At 53.8% G+C, this 18,452-nt stretch carries 14 protein-coding genes; 8 read left to right on the forward strand and 6 right to left on the reverse strand.

The features are described from left to right. Window positions 1-2: 2 nt before the first annotated feature. The 3 genes from MHH28_RS24055 to MHH28_RS24065 all read left to right on the forward strand — a co-directional run bounded on the left by MHH28_RS24055 (window position 3) and on the right by MHH28_RS24065 (window position 4,323). On the forward strand, window positions 3-2,336 hold the full coding sequence (locus MHH28_RS24055) for a helix-turn-helix domain-containing protein (protein WP_405106198.1): 2,334 nt from the start codon (window positions 3-5) through the stop codon (window positions 2,334-2,336). 18 nt (window positions 2,337-2,354) lie between these two features. Further along, the gene (locus tag MHH28_RS24060; protein WP_405106200.1) at window positions 2,355-3,491 is read left to right on the forward strand and encodes a glycoside hydrolase family 88 protein; all 1,137 of its coding nucleotides are present in this window, start codon (window positions 2,355-2,357) and stop codon (window positions 3,489-3,491) included. A 100-nt stretch (window positions 3,492-3,591) separates the two neighbouring features. Next, window positions 3,592-4,323 carry a class I SAM-dependent methyltransferase gene (locus MHH28_RS24065; protein ID WP_405106202.1) on the forward strand — a complete coding sequence of 244 codons (732 nt, stop codon included), beginning with the start codon at window positions 3,592-3,594 and terminating at the stop codon, window positions 4,321-4,323. Window positions 4,324-4,944: 621 nt separating this feature from the next. Here the strand turns inward: MHH28_RS24065 and MHH28_RS24070 are convergent. The 5 genes from MHH28_RS24070 to MHH28_RS24090 form a co-directional block, all read right to left on the reverse strand. Continuing rightward, on the reverse strand, window positions 4,945-5,772 hold the full coding sequence (locus tag MHH28_RS24070) for a carbohydrate ABC transporter permease (protein WP_405106204.1): 828 nt from the start codon (window positions 5,770-5,772) through the stop codon (window positions 4,945-4,947). Between the two features lie 12 nt (window positions 5,773-5,784). Next, window positions 5,785-6,666, reverse strand: coding sequence for a carbohydrate ABC transporter permease (locus tag MHH28_RS24075; RefSeq protein ID WP_405106206.1), 882 nt, complete (start codon window positions 6,664-6,666; stop codon window positions 5,785-5,787). A 227-nt stretch (window positions 6,667-6,893) separates the two neighbouring features. After that, the gene (locus MHH28_RS24080) at window positions 6,894-7,685 is read right to left on the reverse strand and encodes a response regulator (protein WP_405106208.1); all 792 of its coding nucleotides are present in this window, start codon (window positions 7,683-7,685) and stop codon (window positions 6,894-6,896) included. A 27-nt stretch (window positions 7,686-7,712) separates the two neighbouring features. After that, the gene (locus MHH28_RS24085) at window positions 7,713-9,485 is read right to left on the reverse strand and encodes a sensor histidine kinase (protein WP_405106210.1); all 1,773 of its coding nucleotides are present in this window, start codon (window positions 9,483-9,485) and stop codon (window positions 7,713-7,715) included. Window positions 9,486-10,332: 847 nt separating this feature from the next. Continuing rightward, complete coding sequence (locus MHH28_RS24090) at window positions 10,333-11,652, reverse strand: ABC transporter substrate-binding protein (protein ID WP_405106212.1); 1,320 nt, start codon at window positions 11,650-11,652, stop codon at window positions 10,333-10,335. Between the two features lie 313 nt (window positions 11,653-11,965). On the opposite strand from MHH28_RS24090, the gene ald reads away from it, so the two are divergent. Further along, window positions 11,966-13,099: an alanine dehydrogenase gene (gene ald / locus MHH28_RS24095; protein ID WP_405106214.1), complete on the forward strand. Its 1,134-nt coding sequence runs from the start codon at window positions 11,966-11,968 to the stop codon at window positions 13,097-13,099. Window positions 13,100-13,492: 393 nt separating this feature from the next. Next, complete coding sequence (locus MHH28_RS24100; protein ID WP_405106216.1) at window positions 13,493-14,719, forward strand: PucR family transcriptional regulator; 1,227 nt, start codon at window positions 13,493-13,495, stop codon at window positions 14,717-14,719. Here MHH28_RS24100 and MHH28_RS24105 read toward each other — a convergent pair whose 3' ends face one another. After that, window positions 14,720-15,118: a GNAT family N-acetyltransferase gene (locus MHH28_RS24105; RefSeq protein WP_405106218.1), complete on the reverse strand. Its 399-nt coding sequence runs from the start codon at window positions 15,116-15,118 to the stop codon at window positions 14,720-14,722. Window positions 15,119-15,220: 102 nt separating this feature from the next. Between MHH28_RS24105 and MHH28_RS24110 the strand changes: the two genes are divergently transcribed. The 3 genes from MHH28_RS24110 to MHH28_RS24120 all read left to right on the forward strand — a co-directional run bounded on the left by MHH28_RS24110 (window position 15,221) and on the right by MHH28_RS24120 (window position 18,450). Next, complete coding sequence (locus tag MHH28_RS24110) at window positions 15,221-15,703, forward strand: copper amine oxidase N-terminal domain-containing protein (protein ID WP_405106220.1); 483 nt, start codon at window positions 15,221-15,223, stop codon at window positions 15,701-15,703. Window positions 15,704-15,860: 157 nt separating this feature from the next. Next, window positions 15,861-17,564, forward strand: a complete 1,704-nt coding sequence (locus MHH28_RS24115) for a DUF4127 family protein (RefSeq protein WP_405106222.1) — start codon at window positions 15,861-15,863, stop codon at window positions 17,562-17,564. Window positions 17,565-17,721: 157 nt separating this feature from the next. After that, window positions 17,722-18,450: a protein-glutamine gamma-glutamyltransferase gene (locus tag MHH28_RS24120; RefSeq protein WP_405106224.1), complete on the forward strand. Its 729-nt coding sequence runs from the start codon at window positions 17,722-17,724 to the stop codon at window positions 18,448-18,450. Window positions 18,451-18,452 lie beyond the last annotated feature (2 nt).

Genomic DNA, 18,452 nt, shown 5'->3' on the forward strand with positions numbered 1-18,452 from the left:
CCATGAAAAAGAAAAGCATCCTGCTGTCCTGGAGCCTCTCTTATCTGGTCATCCTGCTCATCCCCGTCGCCATCGGGGCGGCTGTGTTTGCGGAATCCCGCAATCTGCTGAAGGAAGAGGTGAACCGCTCCAACATGGTATTGCTGTCCCAGGTTCAGGAGACCATCGACAGCCAGATCCGGGATATCAGCAGCATCAGCAGCCAGCTCATGGCCGACTCCCAGCTCAGCAGCTTCATCAACCACGCGTCCGAGCAGGATGCCAGATGGCGGCTGATGGGGCTGGAGCTGATCAAGAACCTCAAGTCGATCCGGATCGGGAACGGGCTCATCCGCGAGCTGTACATCTATGTGAAGTCCTCGGATGTGGCGCTGTCCTCCTCTTCGCTGGTGTCCAAGAAGCTGCTGTATGAGATTTATTATGAGGGGACCGGGGTAAGCGAAGCGGAGTGGACCCGGCTGATGCAGGAGTCGGAGCAGAGTGCCTTCCGCAAAATGAAGGTCCTCAGCGAGGACCGCCGTACCGAGGAGACGCTGGTCTACCTTCAGCCTTTTCCGGTTCAGGTGTCGCAGAGCAGTCCGGCTACGTTTGTGGTTACGCTGGACCCGGAACGGTTCCAGCAGGCGATCAATAATGTGCGGCTGGAGCCGGAGAGTATTGTATTCATACTGGACCGCGACGGGCGTACACTTTTCTCCACAGGTACCGTTGAAACCCCTTACACGATACACCGCTATCTGCAGCAGAATAAGGACAGCGGAAGACGGACAGGTACGGCGGACTGGAACGGGGAGTCGGTGACGGTGTCACAGATTTCCTCCAATGCTGAGGAGTGGCAGTATGTCTCCATCGTTCCGACCCGGATCTATGCCAAGAAGCTGATGGTGATCCGCAGCATCACCTTCGCCGGTGTGGCTGCGGTCCTGCTGCTGGGCGGGGTCGCCGCCTGGTGGTTCACCCGCCGGAATTACCGGCCGCTCGGCCGCATTATGGATATTATCTCCGACAAGGTCAAGGGGAAGCTGGAGCAGCCGGATGATGAGTTCGGCATCCTGCAGACCGTGCTGACCCGGGCCTGGGAGGAGCAGGACCAGTTCGCCACGCGGCTGAAGGAGCAGCAGACGATGGTGCGCAGCAGCTTCCTGGCGAGGCTGCTGAAGGGGCGCGTACAGCCGGGAGAAGAGCTTGCCGGCGAGATGGAGCGCCTGGGCCTCTCTTTGGTGAGCGATTCCTTTGCGGTACTGCTGGTACACATAGAGAATTATGAGGGCCTGTTCCGCACGCGGACGCTGGAGGACAAGGAAGGGAAGCGGCAGTTCGTCCATCTGATTCTGACCAATGTGCTGGAGGAGCTGCTGGGCCCGGCCGGTCCTGTCTATTCCGCGGAGATGGATGGACGGATCGCGCTGCTGGTCAATCTCCGGGAATCAACAGCGGAAGCCATTCCCGAATTGATCCGGGCCACCGGGGAAGCGCAGCACTTCATCCAGTCCCGCTTCCTGATCTATTTCTCGGTTGGCGTCAGCAGTGTCCACACCTCTCTGGCGGACATCTCCGCCTGCTTCAGGGAGTCGGAGGAGGCGCTGGAATACCGGCTGATTCTCGGCATCGGCCAGATTATTGACCAGGGCCGTATCCGGCAGCCCAAGGAGGAGCTGTATTATCCGCTCGATCTGGAGCGTCAGCTGGTCAATTATATTGCCACAGGCAACTATGCCCGCTCTACCGAGGTGATGAATGAGATTCTGATGACCAATTTTGCCGGGGAGCCCTTGTCCGTAGAGCTGGCCCGCTGCCTGATGTTCGAGCTGATCGGCACTATGCTGAAGGCCACGGAGCAGCTCAAGACCGATGACCTGAAGGAGCTGACCCGGGGCAATGAACTGATCCGGCAGCTGTTCGCCTGTGAGACCTTCGAGGAGATGGAGACGGAGCTGCTGCAGATTCTGGAGACAGTCTGCCAGATGGTGCATGAACGCAAGCGTTCCCACAATACCGAGCTGAAGGAGCAGCTCCTGGAGTTCATTCATGAGAATTACAATGATGTGAATTTGGGGCTGACCCATATTTCGGAACGCTTCCGGTTCCATCCTACGTATGTCTCGAAGTATTTCAAGGAACAGACCGGCACCAATGTTATTGACTACATCAACCAGTACCGGATCGGAGAGGCCAAACGGATTCTTGAGGCGGATGATTTGACTGTGCAGGAGGTTTCGGAGCGTGTGGGCTTCCTGAACAGCAATTCCTTCATCCGGGTGTTCAAGAAATATGAAGGGATCACTCCGGGCCAGTATAAACAGGCCAACCGGCTGATCCAGCAAGATAACGTATAACAGGGAGGATATTCTGACATGTGGCAACAAGCGATTGAGGATGCGCTTCGCGTAACGAAACGCAATATTTCCAGATTCGGGGACCGGTTCCCCCATGTGAGCGCCGGGGATGAGCATTATACGCTGAATGACAATACGGAGTGGACAGCGGGCTTCTGGTCCGGCATTCTCTGGCTCTGCTCGGAGTACAGTGAAGATCCGGTCTACCGCGAACAGGCGTTAAGGACTGTCCAGAGCTTCCGCCGCCGTATGGACCAGAAGATTATTTTCGATCATCATGATATCGGCTTCATGTACTCTTTGTCTTCCAAGGCCCAGTGGATCATCGAACGGGATGAGGGTGCCGGGCAGCTTACGCTGGAGGCGGCTGATATGCTGATGAAGCGCTGGCGCGAAGGGCCCGGTCTGATCCAGGCTTGGGGACGGGAGGGTGATGCGGTCAACGGCGGGCGGATCATTATCGACTGTCTGCTCAACCTGCCGCTGCTGCTCTGGGCGCATGAGCAGACCGGCAATGAGGACTACCGGCGGGTGGCTGAGCTGCATGCCCTGAAGTCCCGCCGCTTCCTGGTGCGCGGGGATGATTCCAGCTATCATACCTTCTTCTTTGATCCAGTGACCGGGGACGCCATCCGGGGCGGCACACATCAGGGCTACAGGGACGGCTCCACCTGGACGCGCGGGCAGGCCTGGGGCATATACGGCTTCGCCTTAGTCAGCCGTTATCTGAAGAGCGCGGAGATGCTGGAGACGGCGAAGCGGCTGGGCCGCTACTTCGTGGCCCGTCTGCCGGAGGATAGGGTCGCGTATTGGGACTTCGACGCTCCCGTTGAACCTGGAACGAAGCGTGACAGCTCAGCCTCGGCCATTGCCGCCTGCGGGCTGCTGGAGATTGCGGCGCAGCTGGAGGCTGGCGACCCGGAGCGCCGTTTCTTCCAGGAGGCGGGGGAGGCGTCGGTGAGAGCGCTGGCGGAGCATTATTCGACCCATGGCAGCGATCAGGCCGAGGGTCTGCTGGAGCACGGCGCGTATTCGGCCAGAGCCGGGGATTCGCCGGATGATTACACCATCTGGGGTGATTATTATTATCTGGAGGCGCTGATGCGGCTGGAACGGGGGATTCCGGGGTATTGGTATGAGCGGCCCGTGTTATAGATCCCAGCTATATGGGATGGCGGTTTCCGCGTCCGGCCTTGATAATCGGTACATGACCTGTTGTGGTCATGTACCGATTATCATTTTCGGAGGGGATGGAATGAACAGCAGGACATCTAATACATTTAATACAGCCAGCCCATGGCAACAGGCCGACGGGGATCAGTATGTACAGAACATCAGCCGCAAAATCCCCGGTTACCAGCTCCAGTATGACTTGATGGATACGCTGCTGACAGCGCGGCTGGACAAGCGGGAGAAGCCAAGGCTGCTAGTCGTGGGAGCAGGCGGAGGGCAGGAGATTCTGAAGCTGGGCCTGAGCCACCCGAACTGGAGCTTCAGCGGCCTGGACACCTCGCAGAGTATGCTCCGGGCTGCCGAGCAGCGGCTTACGGCAGCGGGTCTGATGGACAGAGTGCAGCTGCACCATACGGAGATCACGGCCTGGAGCAGCAACACACAGTATGATGCCGCAACCTGTATGCTGGTGCTGCATTTCGTGCCAGAGCGTGAGAGCAAGCTGGCGCTGCTCCGCAGCATTGCCGCACGGCTCCGGCCGGGCGCACCGCTCTGCCTGTCCGCCATCTGCGGGGAGCCGGGCTCCCCTGAATGGGAGCTTCAGATGGCGGGCTGGCGGCTGCATATGCTGGGTAACGGTATCGCAGAGGAACAGTGGCAGACCTTCGAGCAATCGTTCGGAGTAACCTCCCATCCGCTTCCTGCCGAAGAGATGGAGGAGCTGCTGGAGGAGGCCGGGTTCACGGCCGTATCCCGGTTCTTCGGCGCGTATCTGATTGACGGATGGGTGGCGGTGAAGGCGTTGGAACGATAGCAACTGAATTTTGTACAATGGAATGCTGTAAAAAAGGCTTTGAAATAGAATCTATTGTATTCCGTACAATGGAATATTGAGCAAAAGCCACTTTTCACCCAAAACACAATATTCTACTGTATGAAATAATAGAACCTCATTTAGCGCTCAGCAATGCGTTTTCTATTGCAGGAAATACAATCAGCTACTTGAATTGAAGAGTGGAATTCGGCAACGGGTACATTATCAACCTAATAGTAGCTCGAACTTTATGCTCAATCATTGCAGTAAGGTATGAAGCTGCGTTTGCAGCGAATAATCAGAGCTAAGTGTATTCTGTGCAACTAAAAACACTGAAACCGAAGGCTTTCCCCTACTAACTGTATTCTGTACAACTAAATTTGCCCGAATGAGCAGAAATCCAGATATAGAGGCATTTTAGTTGCACGAAATACAGCTAAACAGAGATTCGGCGGCACATCCGGCGATTTAGTTGTACAGACTGCAATTAAGCCTCTCCCTGCACCTGAATAGGGCACGATCAGGCACCGCACCCTTCAGCAAGCGAAGAGTTAAAAGTGATTTTCACACGTTTAAAGCTAATGCTGTACTAGATTGCCTAGTTCATAGTTCCCCGCACCTTCACCCCTTCACCGCTGAGCTGGCTACCCCTTCAATAATGTACTTCTGGCCGAGCAGGAAGACGAGAATCATCGGGATGATCCCGGCGGTGGCGGCGGCCATCATGCCGTTGTAATCGACATTGTTCTCCAGGATGAAGTTCTGCAGCCCGAGCGGCACGGTGAACAGATCCTGGTCGATCAGGAAGACGAGCGCGTTCTCGTAATCGTTCCAGTGCCAGGAGAAGTCGATAATCGCCAGTGTCGCCAGCGAGGGCTTGGCCATCGGCAGGATGATCCGCGAGAAGATGCGGAAATGGCCTGCGCCGTCGATGAAGGCGGCCTCCGAGATCTCATGGGGCACGGAGAGGAAGAATTGCCGCATCATGAATACTCCGAAGATGGTGAACATGCCGGGCAGGATCAGCGCCCAGTGGGTGTTATAGATGCCGGCCCAGTCGAACATGATGAACTTGGGCACGAACAGCACCTGGGGAGGAACCATCATCATGGACAGATAGACCAGGAACATCGTGTTGCGCCCTTTGAATTCAATCCGGGCAAAGCCGTAGGCCGCCAAGGCGGACAGGGAGACCGCACCGATGGTGCTTAGCACAGCGACCTTAAGGGAATTCAGATAGTAAGGCACGAAGCTGCCCTGGCCGGACCAGACTTTGATATGATGGCTCCAGTTGAAATGGTCCGGAATCCACTGGATCGGATAGCGGAACACCTCGGACGGTGTTTTGAAGGAGGTGCTGATCATCCAGAGGAAGGGCACAATCATGACGATGCTGAAGAATAGCATGATCAGGGTGGCGATGCTTTTGGTAACGGCGGCTTTATTCATATTCTCAGCTCCTTAGTAGTGAACCCAGCGTTTCTGGCCCAGCCATTGAATGACGGTGAAGATCAGGATGATCAGGAACAGGGCCCAGGAGACCGCTGACGCATAGCCCATCTCGTAATAGCGGAAGGCATTCTGATAGATGAACAGGGACAATACGGTGGTGCTGTTCCCCGGTCCGCCCTGCGTGATCGCCTGGATGATGCCGAACTGCTTGATCGACATGATCAGCCCGGTAATCAGCAGCAGAAAAGTGGTGGGGCTCACCAGCGGCCACAGAATGCTGCGGACCGTCTGCCACGAACGGGCACCGTCGATAGTGGCTGCCTCCAGCAGCTCGCCGGACACCTCCTGCAAAGCAGCGAGGTAGATAATCATGTTATAGCCGAGCATGAACCAGATCCAGATGATATCAATGGCATACATGGACGTATCCATCGTGGACAGCCAGCCGGGAGGGTTGTCGATGCCCATAGAGCGGAGAATGCCGTTAATCGGCCCGTTATTCGGGTGGAACAGCAGCATCCAGACGAACGCCACGGCTACACCGCTGGTAATGTAGGGCATGAAGTACAAGGCGCGCAACAGCTTTTTGAGATACACGGAACGGTTCAGAATGACAGCCACCAGGAACGCCAGCCCAATCGATATGGGAACGGAGACCAGGAACAGCAGCGTGTTCTTGATGGCAATATAGAAGACCTCATCCCCCAGCATCCGCCGGATATTGGCCAGCCCGACGAACTTGGTATTAGGACTCATAAACTTGTAGTCGGTAAACATGAGATAGAACGAATACATAGCCGGTATGATAAAAAACAGCATCACGCCAATCATATTGGGCCCGATAAACAGATAGCCCAGCAGCTGCTGACGTCGCATCCAGGTTGCCTTCACAATAGCCCACTCCTTTTAGTCTTTTGAGTACATTACAAGCATAGCAAGCGTCCTCCCAGGGGATAAGGAACAAAACCACCCACTTCATGGCACAGAAATATACAATTACGCAAGCGGTGAGAGGCGTTTCTATCTGAGTTATGTTCTATCCGTGTTCAGGCCAAAAAAGCGGCATTCCCGGAGGGAACGCCGCTGCAGCGGTATGGCTATGAGACTATATAAGCAGGCTAAAGGCTCAGTGTATCCGGCTTCTCCCGCTGATTGTGCCTGTACTGGCTGGGGGTCTGCGCGGTCAGACGCTTGAAGATCTTGATGAAGTAATTATCGCTCACGAAGCCGACCCGGTTGCCGATTTCATAGACCGGCAGGTCGGAGCCGGTCAGGAGCCGGATCGCCTGATCCACCCGTACACGGTGCAGATAGTGGATCAGGGTGTGGCCGGTTTTCTTTTTGAACAGGGTGCTGACATAATTCTCGGCCATCATGACATACTGGGACATCGACTTCACCGTAATATCCTCAGCGTAGTGTTCATGCAGATAGTGAAGGATCTTCTGAATCTCCGGGTGTCTCGTAATCTCCTCATGGGCCGGCGGTGGCGGGGGAGACTCCTGAGGGATATCCGGTTCAACCTTACGGTTCTTCTCCAGCTCGCCGCTGATCTTGCGCAGCGTATCCCGGAGGGAATTCACGCTCATCGACAGCTTCAGAATATAATTGGACGCCCCGTATTCCATGGCCTGCCGCACATTCTCGAAGTCATTCATGCAGGTCAGCATGACGAAGCGCGAATCAATCCCCTCCTCACGGGTCCTTCGCAGAAGCTCGACTCCGTCCATCTCCGGCATGACAATATCCGAAATCACCAGATCGGGCGCATCCTGGCGGATCATCTCCAGCGCCTCTGCCCCGTTGCCCGCTTCCCCGCTGACCGTGAAGCCAAGCTCTTCCCAGGCGATAATCTCGCGCACACTTTCCCGTACGAATACCTCATCTTCCACGAGCAGTACCTTCCACATGTGTAATCCCTCCCGTAGTTATGCGCCTCAAGCCGGATGTTCGTTGCCGTATGGTGTGGACAGGAGCAGCGGCATGGTCAAGCGGACCGTTACACCTTCGCCGCTGGAGAGCACCTCAAGCAGTCCCTCTTCCCGGAACAGCAGCCGCAGACGCTCCTGAATATTACTCAGTCCGATGCCCGGACGCTTGCGCGGAGCCTTGGAGCCATCGGCCTGCTCCATGCCTACACCGTTATCCCTGATCTCGACAATCAGCCTGTGCTCTTCGCGGCGGACGGTCAGCTCAATGAGGCCGTGGCCGGGCAGTCTGCTGATTCCGTGATTAATGGCGTTCTCCACCAGCGGCTGGAGGCTGAGCTTCGGCACCAGGGCATACAGGACGTCCTCGTCATACTTGAAGGTACAGTCGAATTTGTGGGCGTAACGGACCTGCTGAATATGGACATAGGCTTCTACCAGCTCAATCTCATCCTTGAGGTGGATCAGATCCTTATCGGTATTCAGACTGGCCTCCAGCAGCTTGCCGAGCGACAGGGTCATGTTCGTAATATCCTCATTCTGCTCGCGGATGGCGATCCATTTGATCGTATTCAGCGTGTTGAGCAGGAAGTGGGGATTCGTCTGGGCCAGCAGCATCTGAAAATGCACCGCCTCCTTCTGCCGCTCCTCCGCCTTCAGCTTCTGGATCAGCAGATGGGTGTCGTCAAGCATCGTATTGAAGGTCCGGGTGAGCTCAAGGATCTCCCCGCTGAATTTGTGCTCCGGCAGGCGGATCTTCAGGTTCTTTTGCACCGCCGCCTTCATCTTGTTCTGCAGATGGGATAAAGGCCGCGTAATGGTCGTGGCAATCACGAAGGTCATCATCAGGAAGATGCTTGTCAGCACCAGGAACGTAATGAAGTACTGCTGCTTCAGCCCCTCAATCTCCACGAACAGCACAGACAACGGAATCCGGTTGACGATATACCAGTCCAGCGACTCCACATAGATATAATTAATCAGCGCATTCGAGTCCTTGTCGATGTAATACTGCTGTCCGGGCTGCCCGGCGAAGCCCGCCTTCACCTTCGCAGATAACTGGCTGCCCGGAACCGACTGGGAGATATCCTCGCCCGAGCGGGTAATCAGGAAATACTGCTGCTCCAGATCGGACTGCTTGTGGATGGAGCGCAGCCAGTACGTATAATCAATGCTGATCCGGGCCATGCCGTACGGCTTGTTCCCAGCATCCTCCAGATACGCGTATAAGGAGAGCAGATAGGCGCTGGTAGAGACATCGCGCAGCACATAGTTGGCATCATTAGGCACCCAGTGATAAGAGCTGTTATTCATCTGCCCTCTGTCGAACCCGGGATTTCCCCGCAGGTTGGAATAGACCAGTGAATCCTTGGGCGGGTATGAGGTGTATGCGCTTTCAGATAAGTCCAGTATCATGAAGTAGACCGAAGGATTATACAGGAAGAAGCTGTTGTTCAGGTTCTTGAAAATATTCTCCATCAGCCGCTTGTTCTCCAGCTCGTTACGCTGTTCGGGATGGAGCAGCACGGACTTCACGGTGTCATCCTGCTTCAGGAACAGCAGCGTTTTGAAGGCGATGCTGATCTGGTCCTCCAGCGTGCGGTACATCTGCTCCAGCTGATAGTGGCTCTGCTGGCTGATTTTCTTCTGGACGAGCGTCTCAATGCGCTGATAGTTATAGATATTCAATGCGCCGAAGGGCAGCAGAATCAGGCAGACAAAGGCGGTGAACAGGCGGTATTTCAACTTCTGGGGAATCAGAATACGCATAAGCTTGGCCACACGGCTGCACCTCCATACACGATTGCACCTGCCCGTGGTCCGGGAGGGGGGATATGGCTAGATTATAGCATAATCCATCCGCCGGATTGGCGATATTTCAAATTGCATGGATTTGTTCCAGCGGGCACAGGGGGATGGCGGAAATGCATAGATTTGTTCTATCCGGGCTGCTTGACAACAAGAAAGACGGATCGGAGTTATCCGTGCCGTCTTCTTAAGGGACCTCTGGAGTATGCAGGGGTATAAGATGTCAGTTTAAACGAATGATGTTGTACTTCAGCGCAAGCAGAAGGAAAATGCCAGCCAGGAGAATGACTCCCGCCGATACTAATCCACCTATAATGATTGTCCTGTCAAAGGGTTTGAAGCTTTTGAGCATTTCATCACTCCTTTGTAAAGATAGTCCCTCCTCCCTAATTATAAACTATCTCCAGTGAACGCAGTAATGAGGGTTCCTGGACGCTTGTGCCCCCTATATGTGCCGCCTATGTTTGTGGAGCGACGGACTGCGGACTGACGGACCGATGGACTGACGGATCGACGGACTCAGAGGCTCTTATTTGGCGAAAAAATCAACTTTATGCTGGTAGGCGGACTGAGAGGCCGTTATATCCCTCCAGGTAACCGGAAATGAAGGGGGAAACGGTAGTTAAGCGCATCTGAGTCCGCATAGCCTCCAGAATCGCGGGATTTGCTCAAATAAGCGCATCCCAGTCCGTAAGAATAAGGCTGGAGCTCGCCGCGTTCATTCAAGACAAAAGAAAAAGAGGCTCCATGATTCCATGGTAAGCCTCCTTATGATGAGCGATGTTTCTCTCTATTTCCAGCTTCGTCTGCGCCCGGGCGGCTACTTCTTCTGCTTCAAATACTCGTTATGCCGGGCTGCCATGGCCTGCAAAGTCTGGTCGAGCGACTGGGAGCCGAGGAAGAACTTCTCGTACTCCTGCGAGCGCAGGTCCATCACTTCTTGCGGCAGGCTGCGGACATAGGTGGGCGTCTTATTGTCGAACATGACGTACATCAGGGAGTCCAGATCGTAGGAGTCACTTTTGTCGCCGACGAGGCTCTTGAGCGCATCCTCCTGCTTGGCATCCTTGGAGGCCGGGATTCTCCCGCCCTCTGCCATCGGGGCCATGCCCCCATCGGAATACCATTTCAGGAATTCCCAGGCCGCTTCCTGCTTCTTGGACTTGGCGTTGATGGAGATGTAATCGCCGAGGCCCCCGCGGGTTACGTAATCACTGGCAGATTCTGCGAGCCGGGGTACCGGAGCGAAGGCGATTTTGAAATCACGCGGGAAGTCGGTGAAGTTATTCGAGCTGCGCAGCAGCCACGCCCCGATATTGAGCATCGGCACCTCTCCGCTGAGGAACACCTGCTCTACCGGCATCTTGGAAGTTAATTGCTCGCCAAGCGGCGGTGTGGTCTTATCGTCCTGCATCATCCCGTTTAGCGTCTCCAGCCAATGTCTGACCAGGGGGTGATCCAGATTGGAGGTGCCATCCGGCTTCGTGTAGCCTTCCTGTGACAGTACGGAATCGAGGGGGTCCACGAAGGGCTCCATATTTTGAATAAAACCGTATGAATTACCGGTCTTCAGCTTCTTTGCATACTCACGCAGCTCACTCCAGGTCCATTCCTTCGGAACCGGCAGGCCGGCCTTGTCCAAGGCGTCTTTGTTCAGGGCGATGAAGAACGAGCTTTTGGTCGTCGGAACGCCGTAGAACTTGCCGTCAATCTTCCAACTCTCCGTCTCCGCGCCCATCTTCTCTTCAATGTTGTAATCGGTGAAGCTGCTGAGGTCGAGGGCCAGCCCGGATTCCACCCGCTTGGCAGCATGGGAGATCGTATAGTTTACGAACAAATCCACATCCTGGCCGGTAACCATCGCCGTGTCGAGCTTCAGATTGCCGTCATCATCATTGACATAGCGTACATATTCCACCTGAATATCGGGGTGCTCCTTGTTCCAGTTGTCGACGACCAGCTGCGGACCGGATTCGGGCGGGACACCGCCCCACATTTTGAGGGTTACCGGAGCAACCTTGCCTGTGGCAGAACTCTCATTGTTGGCTGAAGATGAATTGCTGCTGTTCCCGCACCCTGCGGCCAGGCCCATGATCAGAACGAGTGAAGTGATTCCGGCGATAACACGGCTCTTATTCAAAAGCGACAACCTCCCTTGTGTGTGTACTGTATAAGCTTGCAACTCAAGAATAGCAGATGGCCGTAAGCGTCAGAAGGAACAAAAAACAGGAGAATATGGAACAAAACTTTACATTTCTCTCCCCGGATTAGGGCTAAGACGGTTGTGATTCAGGGAAACGTTCTATCCCGAAGGGCCGTGGCGGGCTTCAAACCCATTGTGATAAAACACAATCATGGCAGATCCTGTTTTTCTTTTTACCCAAAATGCAGCGGAGAATCCTATGTTATGATTCTTTACATAAGAGAACCATACCAGACGGGAGCGATGAAAGATGATTATTGGCGTACCAAAGGAAATCAAAAACAGCGAAAACCGTGTAGCAATTACCCCGGCGGGTGTGGTGAGTCTGACGGCAGAAGGCCACAAGGTGCTGGTGGAGGCTGGAGCGGGCGCAGGCAGCGGATTCCTGGATGAAGAGTACGCCGCAGCCGGTGCGGAATTGGTTGCAGAAGCTGCCGCAGTATGGGCCGCCGCTGAAATGGTGATGAAGGTGAAAGAACCGCTGAGCAGTGAATACGGCTACTTCCGCCCGGGACTCATCCTCTTCACCTATCTGCATCTGGCTCCAGAGCCTGCCCTTGCTGCCGCTCTTAAGGACAAAGGCGTATTCGCCATCGGCTATGAGACCGTAGTGGATGGCCGCACCCTGCCGCTGCTGACTCCGATGAGCGAGGTGGCTGGGCGCATGGCTGTACAGCTCGGTGCACAGTTCCTGCAAAAGAACTACGGCGGACAGGGCATTCTACTCTCCGGCGTTCCCGGTGTAAGCCGCGGCAAGGTCAGCATTATCGGCGGCGGTGTCGTCGGCACCAACGCGGCGAAGATGGCCATCGGGCTTGGTGCCGAGGTGACCATTATCGACCTGAGCGCAGACCGGCTCCGCCAGCTCGACGACATCTTCGGTTCCCAGATCAGCACCTTGATCTCCAACCCATACAACATCGCCAAGGCGGTTACCGAAGCAGACCTGCTGGTTGGAGCCGTGCTGATCCCGGGTGCCAAGGCACCCAAGCTGGTTAGCGAAGCCATGGTGCAGACGATGAAGCCGGGCTCCGTCATTGTCGATGTGGCGATTGACCAGGGCGGGATTGTGGAGACGATTGACCGGGTGACCACGCATGATAACCCTGTATTCGAGAAGCATGGGATCCTGCACTATTCGGTCGCCAACATGCCAGGGGCAGTCGCCAAAACCTCGACCATCGCCCTAACCAACGTCACCGTTCCCTACGCGCTGCAAATTGCCAACAAGGGTGTATTCCAGGCCATCGAAGACGATACCGGTCTGAAGAGCGGCGTCAACGTAGCCAACGGCAAAATCACCTGCCGGGCCGTAGCCGAAGCGCTTGGGGAAGAGTACTTCACGGTTGAAGCTGCTGTAGAGCAGGAGTTCACGCTAATTTAATTTGTAGAGATAAAAGTCGGCTAGAGGGGTATTGTAGTAGACAAAACAGAGCATGCCTACCTTGGCCCGGTGAGAGATCGCCGGGTTTTTTTGTGGTGAGCGAGCCGAATGTAATCGAAAAACCGATTACAGCATCGCACCCGTCAGGGTTTCTTTCGACGGCTGACTTACCTGCGCACGCTTCATGTAAGCTATCGCTCCACACTATTTTGCTTTTGGCGCAAATTCTTTATCGTGTGTCAGGTTTCCTCCACATCATTTGCATATTCCTATAGGCAACTGCCAGACGCTGTAATATAATGTAATCACTTATATAAGCTTCGGCTATTCTTTGGGGTTGGGGTGGGAGCATTGACAGAAGCAGAGCCAGCATTTGACCGTTTTTTTGACAGTATGGAATCCCTGGCAGATACCCTTAGTGAATCGCTTCAGGCTCAGGTTACGATTGAGGACAGCAATCATCATGTGATCGGCTACAGCTCCCATCAATCGGAGAGTGACCCGGCACGGATCTCGACCATCATTGGCAAAAAGGTACCGAATACGGTCATCATCGGTCTGCGCAAAAAGGGTGTCATGCAAGAGCTGGAGAGCAGTAGCCATCCGATCCGTATCCCTGCCGTAATGGAGGTCGGTCTGGGTCCCAGACTAGCCATGTGTATCCGGCACCAGCAGGAGATTCTCGGCTATATCTGGGTAGTGGACGGGGGGAATCTTGCCGAGGACCATGCGGAGCGTATCGTGGAGAAGGCCGCCGGAATCGCTGGACGTTATCTGCTGAAGCAGCGCGGCTGGAAGACGAAGCAGGAGAAAACGTTCGAGGATTTCTTTTGGAAACTGCTGACCTCACATTATGACAGCGAAGCGCGTATTCGCCAGGAGGCGGAAGCCGGATCGATTCTGCTGGCGGATCGCTATTATATCGGGGTGCTGGAGAGCAGCAGGCCGGTGGATGAGCATTTTCTGCAGAAATTCCGCAGGGTGAAGGATGCTTATACCGGGCAGCGGCTGCTTTTTCAGACCGCCGAACAGAACCGGCTGATTATTCTTTTCTCCTTTATGTTTCCGGTGGAAGGGACCGGGCGTCTGTCTTCGTTCCTGCACAAGCTGCTGGAGGAACTGGGCCAGAGCGAAGGCGGCAAGCTTACGGCGGGCTGCAGTCCTGAATACCGTGAATATACCTCGGCCGCCGAAGCGTACCGCGAAGCGCTGCAGATTCTGGAGTTGAAGAAGCTGCTGCCTTACCATACCCGTGAGCTGCTGCTCTATGAAGAGATCGGGTTCTGGGCATACCTTCCGGCGATTGTGGAACAGAAACGGAGCCGCCCCCGCCGGAGCCTGCTGCTCTATCCGCTGAAGGAGCATGACCGTGAGCATAAGAGCGATTTTCTGAAGACCGTCGCTGTATATCTGTCGCTGAACGGAAATCTGAAGGAGTCGGCTGCTTTTCTGCATATTCATACCAATACCTTAATGTACCGCCTGAACCGGATCGCCGAGATTACAGGCCGGAGCCTCAAGGAGACCGATTACCGCACCTCCATCTACCTGGATCTTCTGACCGAAGAGACCGCGCAGATGAACCTGTGGTTCCAGGAGGCTGCCGGTTCCAGAGCGTAGCTAATGTTTGCGGGCGATCCGAAATGCATTGTTAGCCTGTTCAAAGCCGATCTGAGGATAGAACGTTAAAGCTTCCTCAGAAGACAAAAGCACGATGGATACTTGATCTCCTAAGGTCTGCTGAAGGCGTTCTACCAGGTCCTTACCTATATTTTGCTTCTGATACTCTTTGATAACGGCCAAGTCTGAGAGGTAACAGCAGTAACAATAGTCCGTAATGGCCCGTGCTACTCCGACTACCCGGCCGCCATCCCAGCAGCTAATTAAGACATCGGCTTGATCAATCATTTTCCCCATACGGTCTAAATCATGGTAAGGTCGTTTGAGTCCTGATAATCTAAACACCTCGGCCATTTGTTCAGGGAGTAATTTTTCGTTGACCTTAAATTCTAATGCCATAATGACTCTCCTTTTATATTCATTTTTATTATTCTAAACTATAAATGAGCAAAGTTGGATGAAGAATACTCTTGCATCGTCTATAACTAAGTGGAGGTTTCTATGATAAAAATAGTGAGCGTATTTCTCAGTGTTGCGGTGATTTCAATGAGCATTGGAGTCAATGGTATATTTGCTTCAGCAGCTCCCTCTGGTAGTATAGCTAGTGTCAAATCTTCCAGAGAACATCCAAGTATTTTTATCAATAAAGAAAAGTTGGATATTTACGCTAATGTTACAACTCTTGGAACAACGCTTGTTCCCATGCGGCCCATATTTGAGGCTTATGGGATGACAGTAGAATGGGATAATACGACTAAAACAGTTACTGCGGCAAAAGGAGATACTAAAATAAAGTTAACAAATAATTCATTTGATGGGGTTGTGAATGGAAATAAAGTGGTATTAACTCAAGCTCCTTCTCTAGAACCTGATAGTAATATATTTTTTGTGAATTTAAGATTTATCTCTGAAGCACTTGGCGCACAGGTTACTTGGAATAAAACGGCTGATGATGCTTCCGTGTATGTTAACTTTTCTGAATAATACTGAATGATTATAGAGAGTCTGCTGTTCAACTGGGCAGGCTTTTTATATTTTTTTATTTTTTAAGTTCTGGTTGTAATCCATCCGTGTAATTTACCTTATATAGTGAGGGCATTTGTTCTGAGCCTATCTACTAACCAAAGGGAGTGTGATAGAAATGAAAAATGTGCTATATGTACCGCTCGATGATCGGCCTGTCAATTTGGATGATGTGATTGTGCAGGGGAGATCGGCGGGTATTCATGTGATTACCCCGGATCGAACTGACCTTAGGAACCGCCTGGACACGCAAAAGACAGCATCGGGCACGACTCTGCTAAGCACATCCTCGCCGGTATATGGGGACACCGCTAAGATCCGGCAATATATTCTGGATCATGCAGCGTCCGCTGACGGCTTCATCCTCTCGGCGGATATGCTGGCGTATGGGGGACTGATTGGAAGCCGCCGTCTGCGTACGGATGCGGGGGGCGCTTACCCGGCCTATGACGCTGCAATTACAGACTTGCTGGACGTCATCCGTGAAGTGAAGCAGGCGTACCCGGACAAGCCGATGTATGTAATGGATACGATTATGAGGCTGGCCACCACCTCTTTTGCGGAAGGGCTGGACTTGGCGGTGTACAACGAATCACGTAATTTCATGCTTCAGCCGCGAAGAAGCTTTGCACAGTTTGAGGATATCCTCAGCGGATATAACCTGTCCCCAACCGGTGAGTATGGCAGCACGGCTACTTTTGACAAAGAGCAGTATTACAAGTCCAGAGCGCATAAATTCAAGACGAACCGTTATCTTCTGGAGGTGCTGGCGCAGGAGGGAGCTATCGATTTCCTTGCGGTCGGTGTGGATGATGCCAATACCCAGGGTGTGCAGATCAACGAGATTCACTATATGGAGGCAGGTATTAATGAATGGCTGGGCGGGACCGATGGTCAAAATCCGGACCGGGCCGTCATCCTCCCGGATGCAGACGGACTGGGGCAATCCCTACTGGCGCGGATGGCGAATCATCTCTACCGGAACGGGGCCACCACCCGATATACCCTTGAATATTTCGGACCTCATGGCTCTACACTTACGAGTCCTTATGAATATATGAATGTGCATCAGAACATCCTGCGCCATCTGGACATTGTGGGAGGAGAGGCGGTGGGCGATGCACGTGAGGCGGAGATTATCGCGATTACCGCTGCGGATCAGGCACCGGCTGCGGTTAGCCGGATGGCGGACAACTATGCCCGCTCTGTTCCTACGGTAGTGATTGATTGTGTTGGCGCGGGCGCAGCGGATGCAAGTATAACTGAGGCTCTACTGGGCAGCAGGCATACTGGCGCGCTATTAGGATATAGCGGCTGGAATACGCCGGGGAACAAAATCGGCCTCGCACTGGGCATGGCCCAGGCCCGGTATGCTTATATCGTTACAGAGATCGATGCGGCGGCGCTGGATCTTGCGGTTAACGCTCACGGCTCGCTGCTGTTCAAGCGCTTCCTGAAGGATTACTTCTACAAAAGGCTGGCGATTGGTGAAATCCGGACCTACTCCAGAGCCCACTCGTTGTATCAGAATGTTGCAACACTTGCTGATCAGAACATGTTTTTGTTCAATAGTCCGGAAGACTATGCTCATTTGCAGGCCATGCTGAGAGAGCGGATGCAGACACTTACGGCTACCCTCGCCGGAGCATGTGCCTTCCTGAACGGCGGCTCTGAACCGGCTCGTTCGATCCGTCAGATTAACGGCGGTAGCTGGGTCTTCTCGGAATATACCAGCGCTGTCCTTCCGTACGATAACCCCGATTATCTGTGGGGCCGTGCGTTTGAGATTACTTTGAATCCTCAGGTAACTTTACAAGAATAGACGGCTCTGATAGGCGGCTCTCCGTGGATAGATCACGGGGGGCCGTTTCCACTTGAGCGCATATATTCTGTGGCCCCCCCTCGACTGCGCACCAATAGGAGGCCCGACACGTACAATAACCTATATTTCATGACAAGAAGATGGAGGGGGAAGCAGAATGGGGTATGGATACGCAGCTCCTGCAGATCCGGCATTTGAGATTAGAATGCGGGGGGAGATTATTGCGGCGGCCCGGGCAATGAATGTAGGGGGGACCGATTTCTCAACCTTCAGTAACTCCCGCTGCAATCCGAGATATTGGAATCGTACAGCGGGCGGCGGTTTTGAATTGAAGGCAGGGGTCGCGCCTTCGGCGGCGATTCATGATATTTTTGTCAATGGACAGCTGTACGCCTTTGAATGTGCTATGGCGATGGTGATGATTCTATATAGGGCAACCATTAACATGATCGGGGAGGCAGCCTTCAACCGTTATTTCACCGGCCTGTACCTGTGGGACTGGAACTATGACAGCAACCTGAAGCTGATTACCACGTTCAACCGGGCCGAGCTGCAGCCTGGAGATGTCGTCTATTTCAAGAATCCCGATCATGACCCGTCTAAGCCGGAATGGCAGGGGGAGAACGCCATTATGTTATCCAGTGACAGTTACTACGGGCACGGACTCGGAATTAAGAATGCCACTCAGATGATCACCTCGCTTAACCGGGAGCGGGTGCCGGGCAGCCGGACCTCGGCTTATCTGGCGGATGAGGGGCTTCACCCGGATTTTGCCTATATTGCTTCACTGGGCAATGCACGCCTGAGCCCGCCGGTCTCCGGCAAAGAGAATGCCAAGACCGCCATCTACTCCAGAATAGGGACGAAATCCTATATTATCCGCTAGAG

This window comes from Paenibacillus sp. FSL K6-1217 (genome assembly GCF_045040735.1).
Lineage (GTDB): Bacteria > Bacillota > Bacilli > Paenibacillales > Paenibacillaceae > Paenibacillus_AQ.